Here is a 26,942-nt window from a genome sequence, read left to right on the forward strand (position 1 = left end):
GGACGGCGGCGGGGGCGGACCGCGTACGGCCCGCCCCCGCGCCTTTCGCGTCAGTCCGTCAGCGGCAGGTACACCCGGTTGCCCGCGGCGGCGAATTCGGCGGACTTCGCCGCCATCCCCGCCGCGATCTCGGCGTCACCCGTCCCGTCGGACCCCGCGGAGACCGCGGAGGCCGCGTCGCCGTGGGCCCTGCGGATGTCCTGCGAGATGCGCATCGAGCAGAATTTGGGACCGCACATGGAGCAGAAGTGCGCGGTCTTGGCCGGTTCCGCGGGCAGCGTCTCGTCGTGGAAGGCGCGGGCCGTGTCCGGGTCGAGGGCCAGGTTGAACTGGTCCTCCCAGCGGAATTCGAAGCGGGCGTCCGACAGCGCGTCGTCCCAGGCCTGCGCGCCCGGGTGGCCCTTGGCGAGGTCGGCGGCGTGCGCGGCGATCTTGTAGGTGATCACCCCGGTCTTGACGTCGTCGCGGTCGGGCAGGCCCAGGTGCTCCTTGGGCGTGACGTAGCAGAGCATCGCGGTGCCCCACCAGGCGATCATCGCGGCGCCGATGCCCGACGTGATGTGGTCGTAGGCGGGTGCGATGTCGGTGGTGAGCGGGCCGAGGGTGTAGAAGGGCGCGCCGTCGCAGATCTCCTGCTGGAGGTCGATGTTCTCCTTGATCTTGTGCATCGGGACGTGGCCCGGGCCCTCGATCATCGTCTGCACCTGGTGCTCGCGGGCAAAGGTGTTGAGCTCGCCGAGGGTGCGCAGCTCGGCGAACTGCGCCTCGTCGTTGGCGTCGGCGATGGAGCCGGGGCGCAGGCCGTCGCCGAGCGAGTAGGTGACGTCGTAGGCGGCGAGGATCTCGCACAGCTCGTCGAAGTGCGTGTAGAGGAAGTTCTCCCGGTGGTGCGCCAGGCACCACGCGGCCATGATCGAGCCGCCGCGCGAGACGATGCCGGTCTTGCGGCGCGCGGTGAGGGGCACGTAGCGCAGCAGCACACCGGCGTGCACCGTCATGTAGTCGACGCCCTGCTCGGCCTGCTCGACGACGGTGTCCTTGTAGATCTCCCAGCTCAGCTCCTCGGCGCGGCCGTCGACCTTCTCCAGCGCCTGGTAGAGGGGCACGGTGCCGATGGGCACGGGGGAGTTGCGCAGCACCCATTCGCGGGTGGTGTGGATGTTGCGGCCGGTGGACAGGTCCATGACCGTGTCGGCGCCCCACCGGGTCGCCCACGTCATCTTCTCGACCTCCTCCTCGATCGAAGAGGTGACGGCGGAGTTGCCGATGTTGGCGTTGACCTTCACCAGGAAGCTCTTGCCGATGATCATCGGCTCGATCTCCGGGTGGTTGACGTTGGCCGGCAGCACCGCCCGGCCGGCGGCGATCTCGTCGCGCACGGTCTGCGCGGAGACGTTCTCGCGCAGCGCGACGAACTCCATCTCCGGGGTGATCTCCCCGCGGCGCGCGTACGCGAGCTGGGTGACCGGCTGCCCGGGGCGGCCGCGCCGGGGGAGCCGGGGGCCGTCTCCCCGGCCGGGGAAGACCGCGTCGAGGTTGCGCAAGCCCTCGCCGGTGGCGGCCTTGCGGCCGTCGTCCTCGGGCCGGACCGGGCGGCCCGGGTATTCCTCGGTGTCCCCGCGGGCGGCGATCCACTCGTCCCGCAGCGGTTCGAGGCCGCGCCGGACGTCCGTCTCCGCGGCGGGGTCGGTGTACGGGCCGGACGTGTCGTACAGCGTCACGTCGTCCCCGGTGGTCAGGTGCACCCGGCGGACCGGGACGCGTACGCCGGGCTGCGGCCCGGTGACGTAGTCCTTGTGCCAGCCGATGGCGTGCGTGCGTGAGTCCTGCGTGGTCATGAGACCTACTCCCTACGCCGGCATTACCCGGTAACAGGTTCGGCGGTCGGCGCAGCGACGGCGTGGCCTCGGCGTACTCGCGTACGCCCGTGCCCGCTCCTCAGCGCCCTCTCAGCCCGGTGCTCCGAGCTCCCGCGTGTGCAAAAACGTGTGCAAAAAGCAGCTCCCACGGTAGCGGCCGCCTCCGCCGCCGGACCAGGGGGTCTCACGCCGTCGCGGTACGCCCCCGCCCCCGGCGCACGACCGCCGCCGGTGGCGGGGCCACCGGCGGCGGGAGGGTCGAACGGGAGGGGCAGGCGTCGTCACCAGTCGCGCTTGGACGACCCGCCGGACGTGAAGTGCTTGACGACCAGCACCAGAGCGCCCACGAGGATCACGAACACAATAACCTTGAACAGCAGCCCGATGACGAAACTCACCAGGGCCGCGACGAGGTAGCCGAAGATCACCAGCGCGATGATCGGGACCGCGACCCACTTGACCCACCACGGCAGGCCCTTCAGCAGCTTGTCCATGACGCCTTGACTCTCCTTCGTCCCCTCTTCGGGTCCGGTCCTTCCGGCAGCTCATCCGCCGGTACTTCGACTGTAGGGCCACCGCCGCCCGCTGTGGGGCCCCGGGAGGCCGGATCCGACCCTGACCGGACCCTTAGGGCTCGGGCGGGGAGAAGACCACCATGACCCTGAGGTCCTCGGTGATGTGGTGGAAGCGGTGCGGGGTGCCGGCCGGGACGAAGGCGACGCTGCCGCGCGCGACGGTCGTCGTTTCGTCACCCACCGTGAGCGCCGCGCGCCCGCTCACGACGAGGTAGATCTCGTCCTGCGCGTGCGGCTGCTGCGTGTCGGTCTCACCGGCGCGCAGCGCGTACAACCCGGCGGACATCGTCCGCTCCTTGAGAAAGCGCAGGTAAGCGCCCTGGTTGGCGGCCCGCTCCGCATCCAGGTCGTCCAGCCGGAACACCTTCATCGCCACTCCTCCGCTGCGGTCGGGCTACGGTTTCGCTCAGTCTCTTGCCCTGTCGATTGAGTCTGCGACGATCACACCATGAAGAATTTCATCGTCAAAACGCTGGCGAACGCCGCAGCGCTCGGCGTCGCCACCTGGGTGATCGAGGACATCACCCTGACGGGCGACTCGAACGCCCGCAAGGCCCTCAGCCTGATATTGGTCGCCCTCGTCTTCGGCGTCGTGAACTGGCTGGTCAAGCCGGTCGTCAAGGTGCTGTCCTTCCCGCTGTTCATCCTCTCGCTGGGGCTGATCACGCTGGTCGTGAACGCCCTGATGCTGCTGCTGACGTCGTGGCTCGCGGGCAAGCTGGACCTGGACTTCCATGTGCACGGCTTCTGGACGGCGATCGTCGGCGGCCTGATCGTCAGCATCGTGTCCTGGGCCCTGCACGTCGTCCTCCCGGACGACGAGTGACGCCCGAGCCGGGGGGCACGAACTTCTCAGACTCTTCGGGGCACGAAGGCCTCGGGGGGCACGGAGACCTTGCGGGGGCGGGGGACAGCACGCGCAGCGTGCACGCGGGGCGGCCGCCGGCGACGGCGTACGAGCCGTCGCTGCCCGGACCGGTCTTCGTATCGCACTACCACCTGCCCGGCGAGGCCAGCGGACCGTACGTCTACGGGCGCGACGACAACCCGACGTGGGAGCGGCTGGAGGCGGCGATCTCCGAGCTGGAGGCGCCGGGCGACCCGGAGGTCGGCACCGCGGTCTTCGCCTCGGGCATGGCGGCCGTCTCCGCGGTGCTGCTGTCCCAGGTCAGGGCAGGGCAGACGGTGCTGCTGCCGTCCGACAGCTACCAGACGACGCGCGCGCTGCGCGAGCGGCTGGAGTCGTACGGGGTGGCGGTCCGGCTCGCGCCGACCGCGGGCGACGCGCAGCTGGCGGCGCTCGACGGGGTGTCGCTGGTGTGGCTGGAGACGCCGTCCAATCCGGGGCTCGACGTGTGCGACATCCGCCGCCTCGCCGACGCCGCGCACGCCGCCGGCGCGCTGGTCGCCGTCGACAACACGCTGGCCACACCGCTGGGGCAGCGGCCGCTCTCGCTCGGCGCCGACTTCTCGGTGGCCAGCGGCACCAAGGCGCTCAGCGGCCACGGCGACCTGCTGCTGGGATACGTCAGCACGCGCGACGCCGGTCTGGCGGCGAGTGTGCGCTACTGGCGCAAGACGGTCGGCGCGATCCCCGGGCCGATGGAGGCCTGGCTCGCGCACCGCTCGATCGCGACGTTCGCGCTGCGCGTGGACAAGCAGTCCGCGAACGCCCTGGCTCTTGCCACGGCTTTGCTCAAACGCCCCGAAGTGATGGATCTGCGGCACCCGGCGTTGCCGACGGACCCCTCGCACGAGGTCGCGGCCCGGCAGATGCGCCGCTTCGGCAGCGTGGTGTCCTTCACGCTGCCCGACCAGGCGCACGCCGAACGCTTCCTGGCCGCCTTGCGGATGACGTCGGAGGCCACGAGCTTCGGCAGCATCCAGAGCACCGCCGAGCGCCGTGCGCGCTGGGGCGGCGACGCGGTGCCGCCCGGCTTCGTCCGCTTCTCGGTCGGGATCGAGGACGCCGAGGACATCGTGGCCGACGTGCTGCGCGCGCTGGACGAGGCGGCAGCGGCCTGACGGTGCCGCCGCCGCTGTCACGTGCGGCGACGGAGCCGGCCGGGCGCGGTCACCGGGCGCGCACGGCCGGCCCGCACGCGCCGATTCCCGGCGGTGTGCACGTTTGCCCTGCTTCCGGCCGCGGCAGATGACTGGCATGCCTCCGGATACGCACCCCAGCCCCGCCACCACCCGCCCGGTCGTGAAACGCACCGCCCGCGCGCTGCTGCTGGACGGCGACCAGCTCGTCCTGATCAAGCGCACCAAGCCCGGCATCGCCCCGTACTGGCTCACCCCCGGCGGCGGCGTGGAGGACGACGACGCGAGCATCGTGGCCGCCCTGCACCGCGAGGTCGACGAGGAGCTGGGCGCGAAGGTCACCGACGTGGTCCCGGCCTTCGTCGACACCGTCGAGCACATCGCCGAGGACGGCTCGCACGGGGTGAAGGTGCAGTTCTTCTTCGCCTGCCGCCTGGAGTCGATGGATCTGTCGTTGCGGCACGGGCCCGAGGTGGACGACCCGTGCGGGAAGTACGACGTGGTGCGGGTGCCGTTCACCCGGCTGGGCATCGCCTCGGTCGACATCGTGCCGCTGACGCTGCGGCACTATTTGGACGCGAACATCGAGGGCGTGCTCGGTCTGCTGGGCCCCGAGCTGGGCTGAGGCCACGACCGGGTCACGTGCGCGGAGAGCTGGCCCGCCGAATAGGTCCGCTACGGGATCGTCCCGTAGCGGACCTATTTTGCTACGCTCGGCGGTATGACCGCACAAGCCCCCGCCGCAGCGCCGCCGGGCGGCGCGCTCGGCGCCACCACGGACGTCTCGTACCTGCTCCAGCACACCGCCCATGTGCTGACCACGCGGATGACCGCGGCCCTCGCCGGGATCGGCATGTCGCCGCGCGAGCACTGCGTCCTCGCGCACGCCGCCCAGCAGGACCGCACCCAGGCGCAGCTCGCCGAGCTGTCCGACCTGGACAAGACGACGATGGTCGTCACCGTCGACCATCTGGAGAAGGCCGGTCTCGCCGAACGCGTCCCGTCGCCGTCCGACCGCCGGGCGCGGATCATCCGGGTCACGGAGAGCGGCGCCGAGGTGGTGCGCAAGGGCCAGGCGATCGTCGACCGGGTGCACCAGGAGGTGCTGGACGTCCTCCCGGAGCCGCAGCGCGCCGTCTTCGTCGCGGCGCTGAGCGGACTGGCGACCGGGCTGCTCGCGGAGCCGGTCGACTGCCCCGAGGTGGTGCGCCGGCCACGGCAGTCCCGCAAGTAGCCGCCGGTACGGGCCGGTTGCCGGTGCCGCGGGGCTGCCCGGGGTTCGGGACAACCTAGGTCCGTAAAAGATAGTCCCGAACAAAACCTTCTGCTACGGTCGATCCTGGCATTCCCACCGCGCCAGGAGGCGACCTCATGCCACTGTCTTCCCGATCCCGCAGCGCCGCCCTCGGCGTCCTCAGCGCGGGCACGCTGATGATCATCCTGGACGGCACGATCGTGACCGTCGCCCTGCCGTCCATCCAGCACGACCTGGGCTTCTCCCAGTCCGCGCTGGCCTGGGTGGTGAACGCCTATCTGATCGCCTTCGCCGGTCTGCTGCTGCTGTCCGGGCGGCTCGGCGACCTGCTCGGCCGCCGCCGGATCCTGGTCGGCGGGCTCACCGCCTTCACCGCCGCCTCGCTCGCCTGCGGCCTCGCCGACTCCGCGGGCCTGCTGATCGCCGCCCGCTTCGTCCAGGGCGCGGCGGGCGCGATGGTCTCGGCGGTCAGCCTCGGCATGGTCATCGCCCTCTACCCCGACCCGCGCGGCCGCGGCCGGGCGATGGGCGTCTACAGCTTCGTGCAGTCCGCGGGCGGCGTGCTCGGCCTGCTGGCCGGCGGGGTGCTCACGCAGACCGTCAACTGGCACTGGATCTTCTACGTCAACCTGCCGATCGGCACGGCCGCCGCCGTCCTCAGCGTGCGACTGCTGCCCGACGACCGGCCGACGGCCCGCCCGAAGGACACCGCCCGGCTGCGCGGGCTCGACGCCCCCGGTGCGCTGCTGGTCACCGCCGCGCTGATGCTCGGCGTCTACACCATCGTCGGCACGGCCGACCGCGGCTGGACGTCGGCGGCCACCGTGGGGCTCGCCGCCGCGTCGCTCGTGCTGCTGGCGGGCTTCCTGGTCCGGCAGGCGAAGGCGGCCGAGCCGCTCATGCCGCTGCGGATCTTCCGCTCCAGCCGGGTGACCGGCGCCAACATCGTGCAGGCGCTCATGGTGGCGGGCGGCTTCGGCTTCCAGTTCCTCGTGACGCTCTACCTCCAGAAGGTGCAGGGCTACGACCCGCTGGAGATCGGGCTGGCCATCGCGCCGACCGGGCTGGTCATCGGCGTGATGTCGCTCGCGCTGTCGGCCCGGCTCGGCGCCCGCTTCGGCGAGCGCGCGGTGCTGCTGCCCAGTCTCGTGCTCTTCGCCGCCGGATTCCTGCTGCTGGCCCGGCTGCCCGCGGGACACGCCACGTACGCGGTCGACGTGCTCCCCGCGGTGCTGGTGTTCGGCACCGCCTTCGGGCTCGCGATGCCCGCGATCATGACGCTCGGCATGGCCGACGCCACCCCCGCCGACTCCGGTCTGATCTCCGGCGTCTTCAACACCGCGCAGCAGATCGGCGCCGCGCTGGGCCTGGCGGTGCTGGCCGCGCTCTCCGCGGCCCGCACCGACCACCTGGCCGCCGCCGGCCACCCGCTGCGCAGCGCCCTGACCAGCGGCTACCACCTGGCCTTCCTGGTCGCCGCCGGTCTGCTGGCGGTGGCCGCGGCCGCCGCGGCGGTGCTGCTGCGGGCTCCGACCCGCGCCGGGGTGCTCGCCGCGGCGGGCGCCCCGGCCGATACGGCCGTCCCCGCGGATGGCGTCAGCCCCACGGACAGCGGCGCCGAACCCTCCGGGGTCAGCTCCAGCCCGGGAAGCCGCCGGGCACCGGAGCGGACGGATCGTACGGCTCGCGCGTGAAGACGAACGACCCGAGGTCGAGATGGCTGAGGGAGCCGTCCTCCCGCCGCACCGGCCGCAGCGTCTCGCCCGCGTAGTAGCCCTCGCGCCCGGTCCAGGTGCCGTTCGTCCCGCTGTGTTCCACGTGGAACCTCGTGGCGCGGCCCTGGCCGGTCAGCGGGGCGAGGCTCAGCCCGCCGTCCGCGTCGACCCGCATCACATGGGCGGCGGTGCCCCAGTACCAGGGCCCGGCCAGCTCCAGCAGTTCCGGCGGGAGGGCGTCGGCCGGGCGCCAGGCCCGCGGCAGGCCGGGCTCGGCGTCGGCGGTGATCGCCAGCAGATCGGCGGCAACGGCTCCGACCTGCGGCCCCGAGGTGGCGTTGGCCAGCGCGATCGCGCCGACGCCGTCCTCGGGGCTCACCCACACCGCGGCCAGGAAGCCGGGCATCGACCCGGTGTGCCCGGCAAGGCTGCGCTTCCCGTGGCGGCCGAGCTGAAGGCCCAGGCCGTAGCCCGACCCCGGCTCCTCCGGCGGCGCGGCGGGGCGCCGCATCTCCTCCAGCGTCGCCGCGCCGAGCACCCCGTCCCGCCCGGCGAGCAGGAACGCCGCCCAGCGCCCCAGATCCTCGGCCGTCGACCACAGCTGCCCGGCGGGCGCCATCCGCCCGGTGTCCTGTACGGCCTCGGGCCGCATCACATCCGCCCACGGGTGGACGGCGAAGCCGCCGGCCGCGGGGGCCTCCGGGAGCAGCGTCGTCCGCCGCATCCCCAGCGGCTCCAGCACCTCCGCGTGCAGCGCCTCGTACCAGGTGACCCCGCGCAGCCGCTCCACGAGGGCGCCCAGCAGTGCGAAGCCGGGGTTGGAGTAGTGGTAGCGGCGGCCCGCGGGGTGCTTGACGGGATCGATGCCCAGCAGGTCGGCCAGTTCGGGCCGCAGGTCGCCGGGGGTGCGCTCCCACCAGGGGCCGGGGGTCTCCGATGCGATTCCCGAGGTGTGGCTGAGCAGTTGCGCCACCGTCAGGCGCCCCGCTGCGCGCAGGCCCGCGGCGTCCAGCCCCGCAGCCGCCGCCCCGGCGGGCTCCGCGGTCTCCGGGAGGTGGCGGGCCAGCGGGTCGGCGAGGTCGATCAGGCCCTCGTCCCGCAGCCGCAGCACCAGCACCGCCACGAAGGACTTGGTGATCGAGCCGATGCGGTACTGCGTGTCCCCGTCCGGCGCATGACCCTCGATCATGCTGCGCGAGCCGCACCAGACCAGTGCGCCGTCCCGTACCACCGCGCCGACCAGCGACGGGGCCCGCCCGTCACGCTGGCCCACCGCCACCCGGTGCAGCAGCGCCCGCTGGGTGGCGGGAAGCAGCTCCGTACCCGCCGCCGTGCCGCCCGCCCGTCCCCCGGATCCGGCTTCCACCGTCACCCGCCCACGTCCTTCCGTCGCCCTGTCGAACCGCACGTGTCCTGCCGTGCCCTGCCGTGTTCTGCCGTGTTCTGCCGTGTCCTGCCTGTGCCACCGTGCACCAGGTGTCAGCTGCGCGCGACCCCGTTTCGGTAGTCGGCCGGGCCGAAGCGCACCGAGACGATGGACATCCGCGCCGAGCGCAGACCGGGCACCAGATGGGAGACCGGGGCGACCGCGAACAGCCCCCGGCCGCGCGGCAGTGCCAGCCGGCGCACCTCGGCGATCCGCGGCGACGCGCTGGCCACCTTGCGGTATTCCCCCGCGTTCATACCCCACTGCCACGCAGGGGCGCGGTAGCCGCCCCCGGTCCCGCGCTCCTGCGCCGCCTGGCTGCGGGCCACCATCGCCCGCGGGACCGCGTCGAAGAGGAAGCTCCCACCGGGAAAGCGCTCCGCGCACCGCGCGATGAGCTTCCTGACGTCCCGCGGCGGCAGGTACATCAGCAGCCCCTGCGCCGTCACCAGTACGTTCTGCGGCGGTGTGCCGGACCCCACCTCGTCCATCCAGCTCAGGTCGAGCGCCGAGCAGGCGAGCGTGCGGCGGCGCGGCGGATCAGCGGGCAGCAGCCGGTCGCGTACGGCCACCGTCTCCGGCAGGTCGACCGACAGCCAGCGCACCAGCCCGTCGTCGACCCGCCAGAACTGCGTCTCCAGGCCCTCCCCCAGCGCCACCACGGTCCCGCCGGGATGCGCGGTGACGAAGCGGCGCACCTCGGCGTCGAGGCAGGCGATCCGCAGCGCATGCCACTGGGCCAGGCCACCGCCACCACCGAACCGGGAGAACGGGTAGTCGATGCGCTCGACCAGCTCCACGGCCCGCGGGTCGTCCAGCACCCGCCCCTCGGGCCGGGCGGCCTCCACCGAGCGCTGGTAGAGATTCCACAGCAGCGTCTCGGGCACACCGTCGAGTTCGACCCTGACCCGCTCGCCGTCACGTCCGTCGTCCTTGCCCCGCTCGTCCATCCCCCCAGGCTGCCACCCCGGTGGCCGCGAGGGGGGGACGGGAGCGCTCCCATGTCAACGGCGGTGCAAAGCAAGCGTTTTCCGCGCCCGCCGCCTGTCAGAAGTGTTGACACCCCCTGGGGCCGGGCGTAGACATCCCCTGCCAGAGAGCGCTCTCAGGCTCCTGGTGCACCATCTCTGCCCCACCCCCCACCCGATGTGCAGTCGACACACAGGAGCAGACACATGAGGGTCACCCCACAAGGGCTCTCCCTGTCCCGTAAACGTTTCCGATCCCCCCAGGGGGTCGTCCTGCTGGTGCTGGTCATGATCGCGTCGGCATATCTGTCGATCGTGGCGTCCTCCTCCCACGCGGCCAACCCCGTCCTGCTCTCCCAGGGCAAGACCGCCACCGCCTCGTCCGTCCAGGACGCCTTCACCGCCAACGCGGCCGTCGACGGCGATCCCGGCACCCGCTGGTCCAGCGCGGCTTCCGACCCGCAGTGGCTGCAGGTCGACCTCGGCTCCAGCCAGCCGATCACCCAGGTCGTGCTGAACTGGGAGACGGCCTACGGCAAGTCCTTCCAGATCCAGGTGTCGGACAACGGGTCCACGTGGAATTCGATCTACTCCACGACCACGGGCACCGGTGGTGTCCAGACCCTCAACGTCACCGGGACCGGCCGCTACGTGCGGATGTACGGCACCGCCCGCGGCACCCAGTGGGGCTACTCGCTCTGGGAGTTCCAGGTCTACGGCGGCTCCGGCGGCGGCACCCCGCCCGCGGTCTGCGGCACCACCACCGCGGCGCTCGGCAAGCCCGCCACCGCGTCCTCGGTCGAGAACGCCGGCACACCGGCCTCCGCCGCCTTCGACGGCAACGCGGGCACCCGCTGGTCCAGCGCGGCCTCCGACCCGCAGTGGGTCCAGGTCGACCTCGGCTCGTCGCAGTCGCTGTGCGGTGCCCAGCTCAGCTGGGAGACGGCGTACGCGACGGCGTACCAGATCCAGGTCTCGGACAACGGTTCCACGTGGAACACCGCCTACTCCACGACCACCGGCAAGGGCGGGGTCGAGAACCTCTCCTTCAACGCCACCGGCCGCTACGTGCGGATGTACGGCACCGCCCGTGCCACCCAGTACGGCTACTCGCTCTGGGAGTTCACCGTCCTGACCGCCGGCAGCGGCGGCGGCACCACGACCCCGCCGCCCAGCGGCGGTGACGGCAACTGCCCCTGGGTCGGCTCGACCGCACCGGTCTCCACCCGGGTCTCGCAGGTCATGGCGCAGATGACGACCGCGCAGAAGGTCTCCATCCTGCACGGCAACAACAACTCCTCCCCGTACATCGGCAACATCAGCGGCATCGCCTCGCTGTGCATCCCGGCCATCGGCCTCCAGGACGGCCCGCACGGCGTCGGTGACGGCCTCGGCGGCGTCACGCAGATGCCCTCGGCCAACCTGTCGGCAGCGACCTGGGACAACGCGCTGGAGCAGCAGTACGGCGCGGCGATCGGCCAGGAGTTCGCGGGCAAGGGCGTGCAGGTCGCGCTCGGCCCGACGCTCAACATCGTGCGCGACCCGCGCTGGGGCCGCTCCTTCGAGACCTTCAGCGAGGACCCGTACCTCAACGGTCAGATGGCCACCGCCGACATCAAGGGCATCCAGAGCCAGGGCGTGATGGCCGAGATGAAGCATGTGGCCGTCTACAACATCGAGAACCCCGTGGGCACGGTCGTCGTCGACAAGCGCACCATGCAGGAGCTGTACCTGCCCGCCTTCCAGGCGGCGGCGCAGCAGGGCGCGCCCGCAGCGGCGATGTGCGCGTACAGCATCGTCAACAGCGTCCCGGCGTGCCAGAACCCGGACCTGATGAACACCGCGCTCTACCAGCAGGCGAACTGGGGCGGATTCATCACCAGCGACTGGGGCGGCACGCACTCCACGGTGGAGTCGGCCAACGCGGGGCTCACGGTGGAGATGCCCAACGGGTACTTCTTCGCCGACTTCCTGGCCCAGGCGGTCGCCGCCGGGACCGTCAGCCAGGCGACGCTGGACACCATGACCAGCCGGCTGCTCACGCAGTACTTCGCCTTCGGGCTGTTCGACAAGGCGCCGACCGGCAACCGCGACGCCACCGTGACCACCCCGGCGCATGCGCAGGTCGCGCTGCAGGGCGCCGAGGAGGGCACCGTCCTGCTCAAGAACAACGGCATCCTGCCGCTGTCCACCGCCACCACCAAGTCGATCGCGGTGATCGGCTGGGACGGCGGCGCGGGCGTGCAGTCCATCGGCGGCGGCAGCGCCACCGTCACCAGCTCCGGCACTGTCTGGCCGATCACCGGCATCCAGAACCGGGTCGCGGGCACCGGCACCACCGTCCAGTACAACGACGCGACCAACCTGGACTCCGCGGTGTCGTTGGCACGCGGCTCCGATGTCGCGATCGTCTTCGCGAGCGACAACTACGGCAACGAGGAGCACGACACCACCACGCTGGACCTGCCGAACAACGGCGGCAGCACGGTCAAGCAGAACGACATGATCGCGCAGGTCGCGGCGGCCAACCCGCACACCATCGTGGTGCTCAACAACAACTCGGCGATCAACATGCCGTGGCTGAACCAGGTCGCGGGCGTCTTCGAGGGCTTCTACCCGGGCCAGCAGATCGGCACGGCGATGGCGGCGCTGATCTTCGGCGACGTCAACCCGTCCGGCAAGCTGCCGGTCACCTTCCCGAAGTCGATCGCCGACGTGCCCGCCAACACCCCGGCCCAGTGGCCCGGCACCAACGGGCAGGTGCAGTACAGCGAGGGCCTGAACGTCGGCTACCGGTGGTACGACGCCAAGAACATCGAGCCGCTCTTCCCGTTCGGCTTCGGGCTGTCCTACACCAGCTTCGGCTACAGCAACCTCCAGGTCGGCGCGCTCAACGGCGGCAGCGCCACGGTCCACGTCACGGTGACCAACACCGGTTCGCGGGCCGGCACCGACGTCGCACAGCTCTACGTCGGCTTCCCGGGATCGACCGGTGAACCGCCGCACCAGCTGCGCGGCTACCAGCGCGTCACGCTGAACCCCGGCCAGTCCCAGACGCTGACCTTCACCGTCAGCACGCACGACCTGGCCTACTGGAACACCGGCAGCAGCAACTGGACGACGGCCGCGGGCAACTACCAGATCCTGGTGGGCAACTCCTCCCGCAGCCTGCCGGTGACCGGCACGCTCAACGTGCCGACCACGGTCAACGGCGCGATCGCGGCGTCCCTGTCCCCGCAGGCCGCGGCCGCGGACTCCGCTCCCGTCACGACCGCGGGCGCCCTGTCCGTGCCCAACCCGCACGGCATGAGCAGCCCGGTGCACTCCGTCGTCGACTGGGCCTTCGACCCGGCCGACGCCGCCGCGCACCACACGTACACCGCGACGGGCCTGCCGCCCGGCATCGCGCTGAGCACCGGTGGCACCTTCACCGGCGCGGCCACCGCCAAGGGCAGCTGGACCGTCACCGTCACGGCGAAGGCCACGACCGGCGCCGCCGGTTCCGCCACCTTCGTCTGGACCACCACCTGATCCCGTCTCCCCGCTGACCGACGCCCCCGGAGCCGCCTCCCCGCCGCTCCGGGGGCGTCCGCGTCACCCGGCGAGCAGCGCGGGCAGCTCCCGCATGTCGTGGAAGACCGTCGTCCCGGGCCCGGCGAGCCGCTCGGCCGGGGTGAGCCCGCCGGCGTACCCGAAGGCGCGCATCCCGGCGGCCCGCGCCGCCGTGACCCCCGGCCGGCTGTCCTCGACGACCACGCACGCCGCGGGGTCCACGCCCATGCTCCGGGCGGCATGCAGGAAGAGGTCCGGCGCGGGCTTGCCCCGGGCGACCTCGGAGGCGCTGAAGATCCGCCCCGCGAAGTGGTCGTAGAGCCCGGTACGGCCCAGGGTGTGCCGCATCTTCTCGTGCGAGCCGCTGGAGGCGACGCACGTCGGCAGCGCGATCGCGGCGAGCGCCTCGGGCAGCCCGTCCACCGCGACGAGGTCGGCGTCCACCGCCACCCGGTGCCGCTCCTCGAACCGCTCGGCCCACACCTCGGCGACCTCCTCCCCCAGCCGCTCGGCGACCTGCTCCCGGATCGCCGCGTGCGACCGCCCGATGAACCGCTCGACGACCTCCGCCTCGTGCAACCCCCACCCCAACTCCGCCCCGAGCCCCACCTGCACGCGCACCGCAATGCGCTCACTGTCGACGAGCACCCCGTCGCAGTCGAATATCACCAGCTCAACAGGCTTGATCATCCCGGCAGCATAGGTGGCCCCGACCGGACGGCTCAGGTCTGGGCCATGTCGACGAAGCGGGAGTAGTGGCCCTGGAAGGCGACGGTGATGGTGGCCGTGGGGCCGTTGCGGTGCTTGGCGACGATCAGGTCGGCCTCGCCGGCGCGGGGGGATTCCTTCTCGTAGGCGTCCTCGCGGTGCAGCAGGATGACCATGTCGGCGTCCTGCTCGATGGAGCCGGATTCGCGCAGGTCGGAGACCATCGGCTTCTTGTCGGTGCGCTGCTCGGGGCCTCGGTTGAGCTGGCTGAGGGCGATGACCGGGACCTCCAGCTCCTTGGCGAGGAGCTTGAGGTTGCGGGACATGTCGGAGACCTCCTGCTGGCGGCTCTCCGGGCGGCGGGAGCCGCCGGACTGCATGAGCTGGAGGTAGTCGATGACGACGAGCCGCAGGTCGTTGCGCTGCTTGAGGCGGCGGCACTTCGCGCGGATCTCCATCATCGACAGGTTGGGCGAGTCGTCGATGTAGAGCGGCGCCTCGGTGACGTCGGACATCCGGCGGGCGACCTTGGTCCAGTCGTCGTCGGTCATCGTGCCCGACCGCATGTGGTGCAGCGCGACCCTGGCCTCGGCGGACAGCAGCCGCATCGCGATCTCGTTGCGGCCCATCTCCAGGGAGAAGATGACGCTGGGCATCTTGTTGGCGATGGAGCACGTCCGGGCGAAGTCCAGCGCGAGGGTGGACTTGCCCATCGCGGGACGGGCGGCGATGACGATCATCTGACCGGGGTGCAGGCCGTTGGTGAGCGAGTCCAGGTCGGCGAAGCCGGTGGGGACGCCGGACATCTGGCCGCTGCGGGAGCCGATCGCCTCGATCTCGTCGAGGGCGCCCTCCATGATGTCGCCGAGCGGCAGGTAGTCCTCGGAGGTGCGCTGCTCGGTGACCGCGTAGATCTCGGCCTGCGCGCTGTTGACGATCTCGTCGACGTCGCCGTCGGCGGCGTATCCCATCTGGGTGATGCGCGTCCCGGCCTCGACGAGCCGGCGCAGCACCGCCCGCTCGTGGACGATCTCCGCGTAGTATTCCGCGTTCGCGGCCGTGGGGACGGCGTTGACGAGGGTGTGCAGATACGGGGAGCCGCCGATCCTGGCGAGCTCGCCGCGCTTGGTGAGCTCGGCCGCGGTGGTGATGGGGTCGGCGGGCTCGCCGCGGGCGTACAGGTCGAGGATCGCCTGGTAGATCGTCTCGTGCGCGGGCCGGTAGAAGTCGGCGCCCTTGAGGACCTCGACGACGTCGGCGATGGCGTCCTTGGACAGCAGCATGCCGCCGAGCACCGACTGCTCGGCGTCCAGGTCCTGCGGGGGGACGCGCTCGAAGGCGCCGCCGCCCTCGGAGTAGCGGGCTTCGTCCTGGCCGGACTTCTTGCGGAAGGGGCTGACCCCGGCCGCGGGCCCCTGGTGCTCGCCGGGCGGGAGGTCGGGCCAGTGGTCGTCGGCGGGTTCTGGCTGGCTCACGCCCGCCACCTCCTCCCATCCGGCCGGTCCGGCCGGACCCCGCGTGCGTGCCACTCTTTCATGGCACCGCTCCGATCCTCGATCCGCCCGGTGGCCGTCGCGCACGTGCCGCGCCGCACCGTGATGTGCCGCGCCGCACCGCTCGCGTCACGCGGGGGGAGGGGTCCACGGTAGGGCTCTTGGCCACCCAGACCAAGGCGGTTATCCACAGGGGGTGTGGACGACGGCGGCATACCTGTGGAGAACTGCCCCCAACCTGTGTACAGGCCTTGGGACAGTGCTGTGGACAAGCCGCTGACCTCTCGCGGAGAACCCATCTGACCTGCATCTTCTTCATCCATAGCCTGTGTAGGAGAAAAACTTTTCGCGGGCCGCCAAGATCGCCACAAACGACGCGGAGGAGATCACGCTACGCAGTCACCGGTAAGTGTCCTTCAGGGCTTCCGACTCTTACTTGTGGACGATTAAGCTGTGCTTGTGAATCACGCCGTCGAACCCCCCGGCACCATGGCGCCTGCCCCCGGTCGCAGCCCGCGCCGCGCCCCGGCGGCCCGGCGTCGGCACGACCGCGAGATCCTCACCCTCGCCCTGCCGGCCTTCGGCGCCCTCGTCGCCGAACCACTCTTCGTGATGGTCGACAGCGCGATCGTCGGCCACCTCGGCACGTCCCAGCTCGCCGGGCTCGGCGTGGCCGCGGCGCTGCTCACCACCGCCGTCAACGTCTTCGTCTTCCTCGCCTACGCCACCACCGCCGCGGTCGCCCGCCGGGTCGGCGCGGGCGACCTGGCCGCCGCGCTGCGGCAGGGCGTGGACGGCATCTGGCTCGCCCTGCTGCTGGGCGGCGCGGTGATCGCCACCGTGCTGCCCGCGGCGCCCGCCCTGGTGAACCTCTTCGGGGCGTCCGGCACCGCCGCCCCGTACGCGACGACGTATCTGCGGATCAGCTCGCTCGGCATCCCCGCCATGCTGGTGGTGCTGGCCGCCACCGGCGTCCTGCGCGGCCTCCAGGACACCCGCACGCCGCTCTCCGTCGCCGTGGGCGGCTTCGCTGCCAACGCGGGGCTCAACGCCGCTCTCGTCTACGGCGCCGGCCTCGGCATCGCCGGGTCCGCGTGGGGCACGGTCATCGCACAGAACGGCATGGCCGCCGTCTACCTCTGGGTCGTCGTACGCGGCATCCGCCGCCAGGCCGCGGCAGAGCGCCAGGCCGCGGCGGAGGGCGGCACACACTCCTGGTGGGCGGGCCTGCGCCCGGACGCCGCCGGGATACGGGCCTGCGCGCGCACCGGGCTGCCGCTGCTGGTCCGCACCGTCAGCCTGCGGGCGGTGCTGATGATCGCCACCGCGGTGGCCGCGCGGCTGGGGGACACGGCCATCGCCGCCCACCAGATCACGCTGACGGTCTGGTCGCTGCTCGCCTTCGCGCTGGACGCCATCGCCATCGCCGGCCAGGCCATCATCGGCCGCTGTCTGGGGGCCGACGACCCCGAGGGGGCCCGGGCCGCCTGCCGCCGGATGATCGAGTGGGGCGTGGCCTGCGGTGTGGTCCTCGGGCTGCTGGTCGCGCTGTCCCGTCCGCTGATCGGCCCGATGTTCAGCTCCGACCCGGCGGTGCGGTCCGCGCTGACCTCCGCGCTGCTGGTGGTGGCGGTGTCGCAGCCGCTGTGCGGGGTGGTCTTCATCCTCGACGGGGTGCTGATGGGCGCGGGGGACGGGCCGTACCTGGCCTGGTCGATGCTGGTGACGCTGGCGGTCTTCGCCCCCGCCGCACTCGCCGTGCCGGCGATCGGGGCGGGCCTCACGGTCCTGTGGTGGGCCATGGCGCTCATGATGCTGACCCGGCTCGTCGCGCTGTGGCTGCGCGCCCGGTCGGGCCGCTGGGTGGTCACCGGCGCCGCGCGCTGAAAGGGCCTGGGCCGTAGCAGCCGGACAGACGAGGAGGGCCGGGCATCCCGCTCAGGGATACCCGGCCCTCCGGTGCGTCGTGACGGTGCGGGCACCGTCGGTGTTCCACGTGGAACATCGACGGCATCCGCGCCGTACCGAGCAAAAGGCGCGTTACGCCGCCACGACCTCCAGGTCGAGGACAGCCTCGACCTCGGCGTGCAGGCGCACGGACACCTTGTGCGCACCGAGCGTCTTGATCGGCGCACCGACCTCGACCCGGCGCTTGTCGACGGCCGGACCACCGGCAGCCTTGATCGCCGCGGCGATGTCGGCCGGGGTGATGGAGCCGAACAGACGGCCGGTGTCACCGGCGCGGGTGCTCAGCTTGACCTTGACGGTCTCCAGCTGGCCCTTGACCGCCTTCGCGTCGTCCAGCGAGTGGATCTCGCGGATACGGCGGGCGCGGCGGATCTGCTCGACGTCCTTCTCGCCACCCTTGGTCCACGCGATGGCGAAGCCACGCGGGATCAGGTAGTTGCGGGCGTAGCCCGGCTTGACGTCGACGACGTCGCCCGCGGCACCCAGGCCACTGACTTCGTTGGTAAGGATGATCTTCGACATTACGGTCACCCTTCCTTATCGAGCGGTCGACGTGTACGGCAGCAGCGCCATCTCACGGCTGTTCTTGACGGCCGTGGCGACGTCACGCTGGTGCTGCGTGCAGTTGCCGGTGACGCGGCGGGCACGGATCTTGCCGCGGTCGGAAATGAACTTCCGCAGCATGTTCGTGTCCTTGTAGTCCACGTACACGGTCTTGTCCTTGCAGAACGCGCAGACCTTCTTCTTCGGCTTGCGCGGAGGCGGCTTCGCCATGGTGATTCTCCTATGCGATCAAGAAGTGAGTGAGGATCCGCCCTAGAAGGGCGGCTCGTCCGAGTAGCCGCCGCCGGAATTGCCGCCGGAGCCGCCGCCCCAGCCGCCACCGCCACCACCGCCGCCGCCTTGCTGGCCGCCGGCGGGTGCGCCGGTGGCCCAGGGGTCGTCGGCGGGAGCCCCGCCGCCGGAGCCGCCGCCGGGGCCGCCGCCCCAGCCGCCGCCACCCTGCTGGCCGCCGCCACCGCCACCGCCGTTGTAGCCGCCCTGGCCGCGCCCGCCACCGCCGCTGGTCTTGGTGACCTTGGCCGTGGCGCTCCGCAGGCTGGCGCCCACTTCTTCGACGTCCAGTTCGTAGACCGTCCGCTTGACGCCCTCGCGGTCCTCGTAGGACCGCTGCTTGAGGCGGCCCTGCACGATGACGCGCATGCCGCGCTGCAGCGACTCTGCGACGTTCTCCGCCGCCTGACGCCAGACCGAGCAGGTCAGGAACAGGCTTTCGCCGTCCTTCCACTCATTGGTCTGCCGGTCGAACGTGCGGGGAGTGGACGCGACACGGAACTTCGCGACCGCCGCACCGGACGGGGTGAAGCGCAGCTCGGGGTCGTCGACGAGATTGCCGACGACCGTGATGACGGTCTCGCCTGCCATGGGGTGACCTCTCGACTGGCTCTGGTAGTGCTGACTAGCTACTCGGAGTCCGGACTAGTGCAGTTCCGGACGGAGGACCTTGGTCCGCAGCACCGACTCGTTCAGGTTGAGCTGGCGGTCCAGCTCCTTGACGACCTCGGGCGATGCCTTCAGGTCGACGACCGAGTAGATGCCCTCGGGCTTCTTGTTGATCTCATAGGCGAGACGACGACGGCCCCAGGTGTCGACCTTCTCCACGCTGCCGCCGCCGTTGCGGACGACGGACAGGAAGGACTCGATCAGCGGGGCGACGGAGCGCTCCTCAAGATCGGGGTCGAGAATGAGCATGAGCTCGTAGTGACGCATAGGTGAACCCACCTCCTTTGGACTCAGCGGCCACGGCGTTTCCGTGGCAGGAGGGTTTGTATCTGCGTCGCAACGGTAGCGCGGGCCACTGACAGTCGGAGGAGATCCCCCGTACTGCCCGGCAGGGCCTGCGCAGACACCGGTGCAGACCGTACACAGTACCCGGCTCATGCTCCCGGGTTGAAATCCGCCCACTAATGACCGCAATCTGTACACATCGGGTGTGTCAGGCGCCACAGTGCGCCACTACTCCGTCACGGAGGTACCCCATGGCCCAGCACGCGGCACGAACCCACCGCCTCACCTTCAACACCGACGGCCGGCCCCATCCCCTGGTGAACTCGCTCGCGATCCTGACCCTCGTCCTGGGCGGGATCTCGATCGTCTCCTCGGCGTTCAACAGCCTGCATCTGCTCAGCTCCTGGACCGGGCTCGTCGGCATCTTCACCGGCGGCTGGGGCCAGTTCATCTCGGCCACGACCGCCGAGCGCTTCGTCCTGATCATCGGCATCGGCATGTCCGCGGTCGGCTTCTACATCGGAGTGGCGCACGGCGGCCTGACCGGCGGGCTCTGGTAGCCGCCGCGGCAGCGTCCGGCGGGCTGTGGAAAAGCCGCGCCGTTGTCCACAGGGCTGGTGGGGGCGCTACCCCTGAGCAGTAGGCTTCGGGCCAGATAACCCCGCAGTCGTGAGCATGGGGAGCGCCCCGCATGAGCCTGACCCTGAGGACCATCACCCGAGAGCAGCACCTGGCATACATCCAGAGTCTGCCCTCGGCGAGCCACTGCCAGGTCCCCGCATGGGCCGACGTGAAGTCCGAGTGGCGGTCGGAGAGCCTCGGCTGGTTCGACGAGCAGCCCGGCCAGCTGTCCAAGGGCGGCGGCCGGCTGGTCGGCGTCGGCCTCGTCCTGTACCGGCAGCTGCCCAAGCTCAAGCGGTATCTGGCGTACATGCCCGAGGGCCCTGTCATCAACTGGTACGCGCCCAACCTGGACGAGTGGCTCCAGCCGATGCTGCGCCACCTCAAGCAGAACGGCGCCTTCAGCGTGAAGATGGGCCCGCCGGTGATAATCCGCCGGTGGGAGGCCAACACGATCAAGGCGGGCATCGCCGACCCCGACATCAAGCGGCTGCGGGACGTGGAGGCCGACTTCATCGAGCCGCGCGCCTTCGAGGTGGCCGAGCGGCTGCGCCGGATGGGCTGGCAGCAGGGCGAGGACGGCGGCGCCGGCTTCGGTGACGTGCAGCCGCGCTACGTCTACCAGGTCCCGCTGGAGAACCGCTCGCTCGACGACATCCTGAAGAATTTCAACCAGCTGTGGCGGCGCAACATCAAGAAGGCCGAGAAGGCCGGCGTCCAGGTCATCCAGGGCGGCTACGACGACCTCGCCACCTGGCAGCAGCTCTACGAGATCACCGCGGTGCGCGACCAGTTCCGCCCCCGCCCGCTCGCCTACTTCCAGCGGATGTGGACCAAGCTCAACGCCGAGGACGCCAACCGGATGCGGCTGTACCTGGCGCTGCACGAGGGCGAGGCGGTCGCGGCGGCGACGATGCTCACCGTCGGCCGGCACGTCTGGTATTCGTACGGCGCCTCCGCCAACCACAAGCGCGAGGTGCGGCCGTCCAACGCCATGCAGTGGCGGATGCTGCGGGACGCCTACGCGATGGGCGCCAGCGTCTACGATCTGCGCGGTATCAGCGACTCGCTGGACGAGACCGACCACCTGTTCGGCCTGATCCAGTTCAAGGTGGGCACGGGCGGCCAGGCGGCCGAGTACCTGGGTGAGTGGGACTTCCCGCTCAACAAGCTGCTCCACAAGGCTCTCGACATCTACATGTCGCGCCGCTGACCGGCCGACGCACGACAGGAAGGTCCTCCAGGCCATGGCGCTCACGCTGTATGTCGACACCGCACGCTGGCGCGCCCACCAGCGGCAAGTGGCCGACCAGTTCCCCGGCATAGTCCCGGTCTGCAAAGGCAACGGCTACGGCTTCGGCCACGAGCGGCTCGCCGACGAGGCGACCCGGCTGCGCGCCGACATGCTCGCGGTCGGCACGACGTACGAAGCGGCCCGGATCAAGGACTTCTTCGGCGGCGACCTCCTCGTCCTGACCCCCTACCGGCTCGGCGAGGAGCCGGTGCCGCTGCCGGACCGGGCGATCCGCTCGGTCTCCTCGGTGGAGGGGGTGCGCGGGCTGGTGGGCGCCCGGGTCGTCATCGAGGTCATGAGCTCCATGCGGCGCCACGGCGTGGGGGAGGACGACCTCGGCAAGCTGCACACCGCGATCGACGACGTCCGGCTGGAGGGCTTCGCCATCCACCTGCCGCTCGACCGCCCCGACGGCAGCGACGCGGTCGAGGAGGTCTTCGGCTGGATGGAGCGGCTGCGCGCCGCCCGGCTGCCGCTGCACACCATGTTCGTCAGCCATCTCAAGGCGACCGAGCAGGCGGCGCTCCAGCAGCAGTTCCCGCAGACCCGCTTCCGCGCCCGGATCGGCACCCGGATGTGGCTCGGCGACCACGACGCGACCGAATACCGCGGCGCGGTCCTCGACGTCACGCGGATCACCAAGGGCGAGCGCTACGGCTACCGGCAGGAGAAGGCCGCCGACAGCGGCCATCTGGTCGTCGTGGCGGGCGGCACCTCGCACGGTGTCGGCCTGGAGGCGCCCAAGGCGCTGCACGGCCTGATGCCGCGGGCCAAGGGCGTGGCGCGCGCGGGCCTGGCGACCGTCAACCGCAACCTGTCGCCGTTCGTCTGGGCGGGCAAGCAGCGGTGGTTCGCCGAGCCGCCGCACATGCAGGTGTCGATCCTCTTCCTGCCGGGCGACGTGGCGCCGCCCGCGGTCGGTGACGAACTGGTGGCGCACCTGCGGCACACCACCACGCAGTTCGACCGGATCGTGGACCGTCAGGCGTCGTAACCCGGCCCGCCCGCGGGCCCGCCGCCGGGCGCGGCCGGCCCCGCGGGCGTACCGAAGCCGCCGGGCCCGGCCCCCTGGCCGGGCACTCCGGCGGCCGCGGGCAGCGGCTGCGGCTCCGCGCCCGGGTCCGCCGCCAGGGCCAGGACGAAGGAGTCCCCGGCCCCGTCGAGCACCCCGCCCACCGGGTCGTCGGAGCCGTCCTGCCGCAGGACGTCGTGCTCCGGCCGCAGGATGTCGCGGACGATCGTCGCGCTCAGGTAGAGCACGCCCAGCAGGTGCAGGACGACGGCCAGCTGGTAGCCGTCCGTGGGCAGCCCGTGGTGCTTGGTGCCGCCGCTGACGTAGGCCAGCTCCATCCAGATGCCCAGGTAGTAGAGCACCTCGGCGCCCTGCCAGATGAGCAGGTCGCGCCAGCGCGGCCGGGCGAGCACGGCCAGCGGCAGCAGCCAGAGCACGTACTGCGGCGAGTAGACCTTGTTGCTCACCACGAGCGCGGCCACCAGCAGGAAGGCGACCTGCCCCAGCCGCGGCCGGCGCGGTGCGTAGAAGGTGAGGCCCGCGACGGCGGCGCACAGCACGATCATCAGCGCGGCGGCGTACGCGCTCACCCCGCTGAGCGGGTTGCCGGTGCGCTGCATGACGACCAGCCACAGCGACCCGTAGTCCACGCCCCGGGAGCGGGTGTAGCTGTAGAACTGCTCCCAGCCGGAGCGGGCCAGCAGGATCACCGGCAGGTTGACCACCAGCCAGGCGCCCACCGCGCCGCCCAGCGCCGTACCGAACGCCCGCATCCGGCCTGCCCGCACGCACACCAGCAGCAGGGCGAGCAGCAGCAGCACCGGATAGATCTTCGCGGACACGGCCAGGCCGATGAGCACACCGGCGGCCAGGGGCCGGCTGCGCGACCACATGAGCAGGCCCGCGGCGGCCAGCGCCACGGCGAACAGGTCCCAGTTGATCGTCGCCGACAGCGCGAGCGCCGGGGACAGCGCGATGAACAGGCCGTCCCACGGCCGCCGCCGGTTGGTCTTGGACACCACTACGACGAGGGCGGCCGCGCAGATCATCAGCATGCCGGAGTTCACGATCCAGAAGATCTGGCCGCGGTGCTGCATGCTGCCGCCGTGCGGCGTCAGCCAGGAGGAGACCTCCATGAAGAGCCCGGTCAGGACCGGGTACTCCAGGTGCTGGAATCCGCTGCCGGAGATCGAGCCCGGGATGCTGTCGAAGTACGGCACGACATCGTCGGCGAAGCCGCGGTCGTGGTAGAGGTGCGGGATGTCGGAGTAGCAGGCGTGGATGTACTGGGCGTCGCCGCCCTGGAACCACCCGCCGTCGTAGCACGGCACCTTCTGGACCATGCCGAGCGCGAACATCCCGATGACGATCAGCACCATCACGCGCAGCGCCGTCCACCAGCGGTGCCCGCCGGTCTCGGCGTGCTTGCCCGCCGGGCCGCCGATCAGCTCGCTCGCGGCCGCGGCCAGCGAGTCCTCGTCGGTGGGGCGCACCGGAACGTCCCGCCGGTCGTCCTCTTCTCGATCGCGCACGCTCGTCATGCGCACATCCTGCCGTACGGGGCTGTGGGTGCAGCAGACCCCGTGGCGGTCGTCATGCGATCCGGATGCGGATCCGTCGACCGGCACGGGGTCTGGGGGAGGCCCGGCCTCAGCGGTGCGGGGGCCCGGCCCGCGGCGGGCGCGGGCCCCCGCGGGTCAGCCGGAGCTGCCTCTGGTGCCTCCGTTGTTGTTGTTGCGTCCCGGCGGCCCGGTGTCCGTCGGGGTCGGCGACGACGGCGGCGAGGAGCTGTTGCAGTCCTGCGGATTGAAGATCGAGCACCTCGGCGTGTCCGTGGGCGACGGTGTGTCCGTCGGCGGCTGCCACGTCGGCGTCTCGGACGGCTCCTGGGAGGGGGTCTGCGAGGGCGTCGGCGAGGTGGACGGGGTCGGCGGCGTCGACATCGACGGAGTCGGGGACGGGGCGCCCTTCTCGTTGATCGTCTTGCCGTCGCCGACCTTGCCGGGCTTCGGGAAGCCGGGGTCGTCGGCGTTGCCGAGCGCCTTCTTCATGTAGTCGGTCCAGATGGTCGCCGGGATGTCACCACCGTGGGTGGTCGACGACGGGCCACCGGTACCGGCCATCGGCTGCAGCTGCTTCTTCTTGGAGTCCTGCCGGAACATCACGACCGAGGTGGACAGCTGCTGGGTGTAGCCGACGAACCACGCCGAGCGCGTACCGCCGTCGGTGTCCGTCGTACCGGTCTTGCCGGCCACGTCGCGGTGCAGCTCCAGCGCGGCCTTACCGGTGCCCTTCTTCACCACGTTCTGCAGCACCTGGGTCACGGTGTCGGCGACCGCGGGCTGGAGCGCCACCGTCTTGGTGCGCTCCGGCTTCTTGAACGCGTGGTCGGTGTCCCCGTCGTGCAGCACCTTGGTCACCGAGTACGGCTCGACGGAGACGCCCGAGTCGGCGAACGTCCCGTACGCGTTCGCCATGCGGATCGCGCTCGGCGTCGAGGTGCCGATGGAGAAGGAGGCGACGTTCTGGGTGGCCTCCATCGAGCTCTCCAGGATGCCGGACTTGAGCGCCACGTCCTTGACCTTGTCCAGGCCGACGTCCTCGCCGAGCTGGACGAAGGGCGAGTTGATGGACTGCTCCATCGCCTTGTTCAGGGTGACGTAGCCCCATTTGTAGCTGGACTCGTTCTTCTGTTTGAAGACCTCGCCCTTGTTCATGATCTGGTTGCCGTCGTGGTCCTTGATCGGGATCAGGTCGTCGGCGTTGTACTTGCTGTCCGGGGTGAGCGGTTTGCCGTCGCTGTAGTTCGTGCCGTAGGTCATCGCCGCGGCGAGCACGAAGGGCTTGAAGGTCGAGCCGACGGGGACACCCGCGGTGTCGGCGTTGTTGTTGAACTCGCCCTTGTCCATGCCCGGACCGCCGTAGATGGCCACGATCTTGCCGTCACCCGGGACGACGGAGGCCGCGCCGAACTGCACGTTGGTGTCGGCGTCGCCCTTGAACTGGGGGTCGCCACCCGTGTACATGTGCCCGGCGCCGGGCTTGATCCGGTCCGCCTGCACCTTCTCGACGGAGACCTTCAGCGCGTCGACCTTGGCCTTGTCGAAGGTCGTGTAGATCTGGTAGCCGCCGCGGTCCAGCATGTCCTGGGTGATCTTCGGACTGGAGTGCTGGATTATGTAGTTGTTGGCCGTCGAGACGAGATAGCCGATCTGGCCACTCATCCCGGCCTGGGCCTTGAGCCCCTGCGGCATCGGGAAGGTCGTGTACTTCGCGCGCTCGGCCGCGGACATGTGGCCGAAGCGGACCTCGTTGTCGAGGATCGATCCCCAGCGGGATTCGGCGCGTACCTTGTTCGCGGCCGCGGTCGCGGATCTGTCGATGTTCTCGTTGCCGTTGGGGTCGTAGTACGTCGGACCCTTCAGCAGCGCGGCGAGCATCGCGCACTGGCTGGGGTTGAGCTTCTCGGCGTCGACACCGTAGTAGGTCTGCGCCGCGGCCTGCAGCCCCCACGCGCCCCGTCCGAAGTACGAGGTGTTCAGGTAGCCGGCCATGATGTCGTTCTTGCTGACCGTCCGGCCGACCTTTATGGAGATGAACAGCTCTTTGAACTTGCGGCTCACCGTCTGCGACTGGTCCAGCATGGTGTTCTTGACGTACTGCTGGGTGATCGTCGAGCCGCCCTGGGTCTCGCCGCCGCGCGCCATGTTGAACAGCGCGCGGGCGATGCCCTTCGGGTCGACGCCCTTGTCCGTCTCGAAGCTCTTGTTCTCCGCCGAGATCACCGCGTCGCGCATGGCCTTGGGGATCTTCGCGTACGGGATGTTCTGCCGGTTGACGCTGCCGCCGCCGGTCACCATGCGGGAGCCGTCGGCCCAGTAGTAGACGTTGTTCTGGGCCTGGGAGGCCTTGTTCACGTCGGGGACGTCCACCATGGCGTAGGCGATGCCCGCGATGCCGACGAGGGTGCCGATGAAGCCGATGCAGAGCGCGGTGACCTGCCGCCAGGACGGCATCCAGCGGCGCCAGCCGTCCTTGCCGAAGCGCGGGTAGTCGATGAAGCGCTTCTTGCCGGGGCGCCTGCCGGCTCCCTGCCCGCCGCGCCCGGCCGGGCCGCCGGGTCCGCTGCCCGCGCCGCCGCGCCGCCGCCCGTGCCCTTGGGCCGCGCGGCGCGCGGCCGCCCGGCCCTGGTACGGCTCGCCTCCGGAGTCCTTCCCGCCACCGATGATGTCCGGGCCCTCGGCCCGTCCGCCGTGCGAACCGCTCGGCGATCCGGTGGGGACGTCGCGTCTGCCGGGGTCGCCGGGCGGCGGCCCGCCCCCGGTCCGGCGGCCACCGGACGGCGGGGGCGTCGGCTGCTGTCCCCCGCGCCGGGCGGCTGCGCGGCCGCCGGACGGCGACGGCGGCTGCTTGCGACGGTGCTCGCTCATGAACAGCTACTCCTCGACAGGCGGGATCGCCTGAAGGCATCGATGACAGTGCGGTCGGTGGTCCCCCTGCATGCGGCTGGGTCAGGCCGCATTGCACCGAGAATCAAGACGCCCGCCAACAGCGTGGGGTTCCCGGTGCTCCGCATGGCGAACAGAGTACGCAGGGCCAAAAGGCCCATGATGCGAACGTTCATCACATAGCGGACTGCCCAGGGGTCACAGGTTTACGGATGTG

The 26,942-nt window shown here is 71.2% G+C and carries 23 protein-coding genes and 1 riboswitch; of the genes, 10 read left to right on the top strand and 13 right to left on the bottom strand.

Annotation, left to right across the window (positions count from 1 at the left end; translation table 11 throughout):
* Positions 1-50: 50 nt before the first annotated feature.
* The 3 genes from thiC to ACH4SL_RS19680 form a co-directional block, all read right to left on the bottom strand.
* Positions 51-1,838 (bottom strand): phosphomethylpyrimidine synthase ThiC, encoded by a 1,788-nt coding sequence (thiC, locus tag ACH4SL_RS19670; protein ID WP_398447131.1) that lies wholly within the window; start codon positions 1,836-1,838, stop codon positions 51-53.
* A riboswitch (TPP riboswitch) is annotated at positions 1,831-1,984 on the bottom strand. It overlaps the preceding gene by 8 nt.
* Before the next feature lie 156 nt (positions 1,985-2,140).
* A complete protein-coding gene (locus ACH4SL_RS19675) occupies positions 2,141-2,353 on the bottom strand; it encodes a DUF5326 family protein (RefSeq protein ID WP_398447133.1) in 213 nt (70 codons plus the stop codon).
* A gap of 133 nt (positions 2,354-2,486) precedes the next feature.
* Positions 2,487-2,804, bottom strand: coding sequence for a cupin domain-containing protein (locus ACH4SL_RS19680; protein ID WP_398447135.1), 318 nt, complete (start codon positions 2,802-2,804; stop codon positions 2,487-2,489).
* Between the two features lie 78 nt (positions 2,805-2,882).
* Here ACH4SL_RS19680 and ACH4SL_RS19685 point away from each other — a divergent pair, with 78 nt between their 5' ends.
* The 5 genes from ACH4SL_RS19685 to ACH4SL_RS19705 all read left to right on the top strand — a co-directional run bounded on the left by ACH4SL_RS19685 (position 2,883) and on the right by ACH4SL_RS19705 (position 7,426).
* Positions 2,883-3,260 (top strand): phage holin family protein, encoded by a 378-nt coding sequence (locus tag ACH4SL_RS19685; protein ID WP_398447137.1) that lies wholly within the window; start codon positions 2,883-2,885, stop codon positions 3,258-3,260.
* The gene (locus ACH4SL_RS19690; RefSeq protein ID WP_398447139.1) at positions 3,257-4,459 is read left to right on the top strand and encodes a cystathionine gamma-lyase; all 1,203 of its coding nucleotides are present in this window, start codon (positions 3,257-3,259) and stop codon (positions 4,457-4,459) included. Before ACH4SL_RS19685 ends, ACH4SL_RS19690 begins: the two co-directional genes overlap by 4 nt.
* A 136-nt stretch (positions 4,460-4,595) precedes the next feature.
* A complete protein-coding gene (locus ACH4SL_RS19695) occupies positions 4,596-5,102 on the top strand; it encodes an NUDIX domain-containing protein (protein ID WP_398447141.1) in 507 nt (168 codons plus the stop codon).
* Between the two features lie 96 nt (positions 5,103-5,198).
* A complete protein-coding gene (locus tag ACH4SL_RS19700) occupies positions 5,199-5,711 on the top strand; it encodes a MarR family winged helix-turn-helix transcriptional regulator (RefSeq protein ID WP_398447143.1) in 513 nt (170 codons plus the stop codon).
* Between the two features lie 137 nt (positions 5,712-5,848).
* Positions 5,849-7,426 (top strand): DHA2 family efflux MFS transporter permease subunit, encoded by a 1,578-nt coding sequence (locus tag ACH4SL_RS19705; protein ID WP_398447145.1) that lies wholly within the window; start codon positions 5,849-5,851, stop codon positions 7,424-7,426.
* Here the strand turns inward: ACH4SL_RS19705 and ACH4SL_RS19710 are convergent.
* Together ACH4SL_RS19710 and ACH4SL_RS19715 are read right to left on the bottom strand one after the other, a co-directional pair.
* Positions 7,365-8,819 (bottom strand): serine hydrolase domain-containing protein, encoded by a 1,455-nt coding sequence (locus tag ACH4SL_RS19710; RefSeq protein WP_398447147.1) that lies wholly within the window; start codon positions 8,817-8,819, stop codon positions 7,365-7,367. The two genes, ACH4SL_RS19705 and ACH4SL_RS19710, sit on opposite strands and share 62 nt — an antisense overlap.
* A gap of 107 nt (positions 8,820-8,926) precedes the next feature.
* Positions 8,927-9,823 carry a class I SAM-dependent methyltransferase gene (locus ACH4SL_RS19715; protein WP_398447149.1) on the bottom strand — a complete coding sequence of 299 codons (897 nt, stop codon included), beginning with the start codon at positions 9,821-9,823 and terminating at the stop codon, positions 8,927-8,929.
* Positions 9,824-10,048: 225 nt separating this feature from the next.
* Here ACH4SL_RS19715 and ACH4SL_RS19720 point away from each other — a divergent pair, with 225 nt between their 5' ends.
* On the top strand, positions 10,049-13,372 hold the full coding sequence (locus ACH4SL_RS19720) for a discoidin domain-containing protein (RefSeq protein ID WP_398447151.1): 3,324 nt from the start codon (positions 10,049-10,051) through the stop codon (positions 13,370-13,372).
* Positions 13,373-13,435: 63 nt separating this feature from the next.
* Here ACH4SL_RS19720 and ACH4SL_RS19725 read toward each other — a convergent pair whose 3' ends face one another.
* Together ACH4SL_RS19725 and dnaB are read right to left on the bottom strand one after the other, a co-directional pair.
* Positions 13,436-14,083 (bottom strand): HAD family hydrolase, encoded by a 648-nt coding sequence (locus tag ACH4SL_RS19725; RefSeq protein ID WP_398447153.1) that lies wholly within the window; start codon positions 14,081-14,083, stop codon positions 13,436-13,438.
* A 32-nt stretch (positions 14,084-14,115) separates the two neighbouring features.
* Entirely contained in the window at positions 14,116-15,576 is a 1,461-nt protein-coding gene (dnaB, locus tag ACH4SL_RS19730) for a replicative DNA helicase (protein WP_398447155.1), read from the bottom strand.
* A 507-nt stretch (positions 15,577-16,083) separates the two neighbouring features.
* Between dnaB and ACH4SL_RS19735 the strand changes: the two genes are divergently transcribed.
* Entirely contained in the window at positions 16,084-17,481 is a 1,398-nt protein-coding gene (locus ACH4SL_RS19735) for an MATE family efflux transporter (protein ID WP_398447797.1), read from the top strand.
* 153 nt (positions 17,482-17,634) lie between these two features.
* Here the strand turns inward: ACH4SL_RS19735 and rplI are convergent, their stop codons facing one another.
* From rplI to rpsF, 4 genes are read right to left on the bottom strand one after another with little or no spacing between them, the layout of a single operon-like run.
* A complete protein-coding gene (gene rplI / locus ACH4SL_RS19740; protein WP_398447157.1) occupies positions 17,635-18,084 on the bottom strand; it encodes a 50S ribosomal protein L9 in 450 nt (149 codons plus the stop codon).
* 15 nt (positions 18,085-18,099) lie between these two features.
* Positions 18,100-18,336, bottom strand: a complete 237-nt coding sequence (gene rpsR, locus ACH4SL_RS19745; RefSeq protein ID WP_031512678.1) for a 30S ribosomal protein S18 — start codon at positions 18,334-18,336, stop codon at positions 18,100-18,102.
* Positions 18,337-18,378: 42 nt separating this feature from the next.
* Positions 18,379-18,987 carry a single-stranded DNA-binding protein gene (locus tag ACH4SL_RS19750; RefSeq protein WP_398447159.1) on the bottom strand — a complete coding sequence of 203 codons (609 nt, stop codon included), beginning with the start codon at positions 18,985-18,987 and terminating at the stop codon, positions 18,379-18,381.
* 54 nt (positions 18,988-19,041) lie between these two features.
* Positions 19,042-19,332 carry a 30S ribosomal protein S6 gene (gene rpsF / locus ACH4SL_RS19755; RefSeq protein WP_031512681.1) on the bottom strand — a complete coding sequence of 97 codons (291 nt, stop codon included), beginning with the start codon at positions 19,330-19,332 and terminating at the stop codon, positions 19,042-19,044.
* A gap of 269 nt (positions 19,333-19,601) precedes the next feature.
* Between rpsF and ACH4SL_RS19760 the strand changes: the two genes are divergently transcribed.
* The 3 genes from ACH4SL_RS19760 to ACH4SL_RS19770 all read left to right on the top strand — a co-directional run bounded on the left by ACH4SL_RS19760 (position 19,602) and on the right by ACH4SL_RS19770 (position 22,259).
* Positions 19,602-19,910: a hypothetical protein gene (locus ACH4SL_RS19760; RefSeq protein ID WP_398447161.1), complete on the top strand. Its 309-nt coding sequence runs from the start codon at positions 19,602-19,604 to the stop codon at positions 19,908-19,910.
* A 131-nt stretch (positions 19,911-20,041) separates the two neighbouring features.
* Positions 20,042-21,184 (top strand): lipid II:glycine glycyltransferase FemX, encoded by a 1,143-nt coding sequence (locus ACH4SL_RS19765; RefSeq protein ID WP_398447163.1) that lies wholly within the window; start codon positions 20,042-20,044, stop codon positions 21,182-21,184.
* A 34-nt stretch (positions 21,185-21,218) separates the two neighbouring features.
* Positions 21,219-22,259, top strand: coding sequence for an alanine racemase (locus ACH4SL_RS19770; RefSeq protein ID WP_398447165.1), 1,041 nt, complete (start codon positions 21,219-21,221; stop codon positions 22,257-22,259).
* Here ACH4SL_RS19770 and ACH4SL_RS19775 read toward each other — a convergent pair.
* The gene (locus tag ACH4SL_RS19775) at positions 22,247-23,818 is read right to left on the bottom strand and encodes a glycosyltransferase family 87 protein (protein ID WP_398447167.1); all 1,572 of its coding nucleotides are present in this window, start codon (positions 23,816-23,818) and stop codon (positions 22,247-22,249) included. The two genes, ACH4SL_RS19770 and ACH4SL_RS19775, sit on opposite strands and share 13 nt — an antisense overlap.
* A 156-nt stretch (positions 23,819-23,974) precedes the next feature.
* Positions 23,975-26,707 (bottom strand): transglycosylase domain-containing protein, encoded by a 2,733-nt coding sequence (locus tag ACH4SL_RS19780; protein WP_398447169.1) that lies wholly within the window; start codon positions 26,705-26,707, stop codon positions 23,975-23,977.
* Between the last annotated feature and the right edge of the window lie 235 nt (positions 26,708-26,942).

It is taken from the genome of Streptomyces sp. NPDC021020 (genome assembly GCF_044333285.1).
Taxonomy (GTDB): Bacteria; Actinomycetota; Actinomycetes; order Streptomycetales; family Streptomycetaceae; genus Actinacidiphila.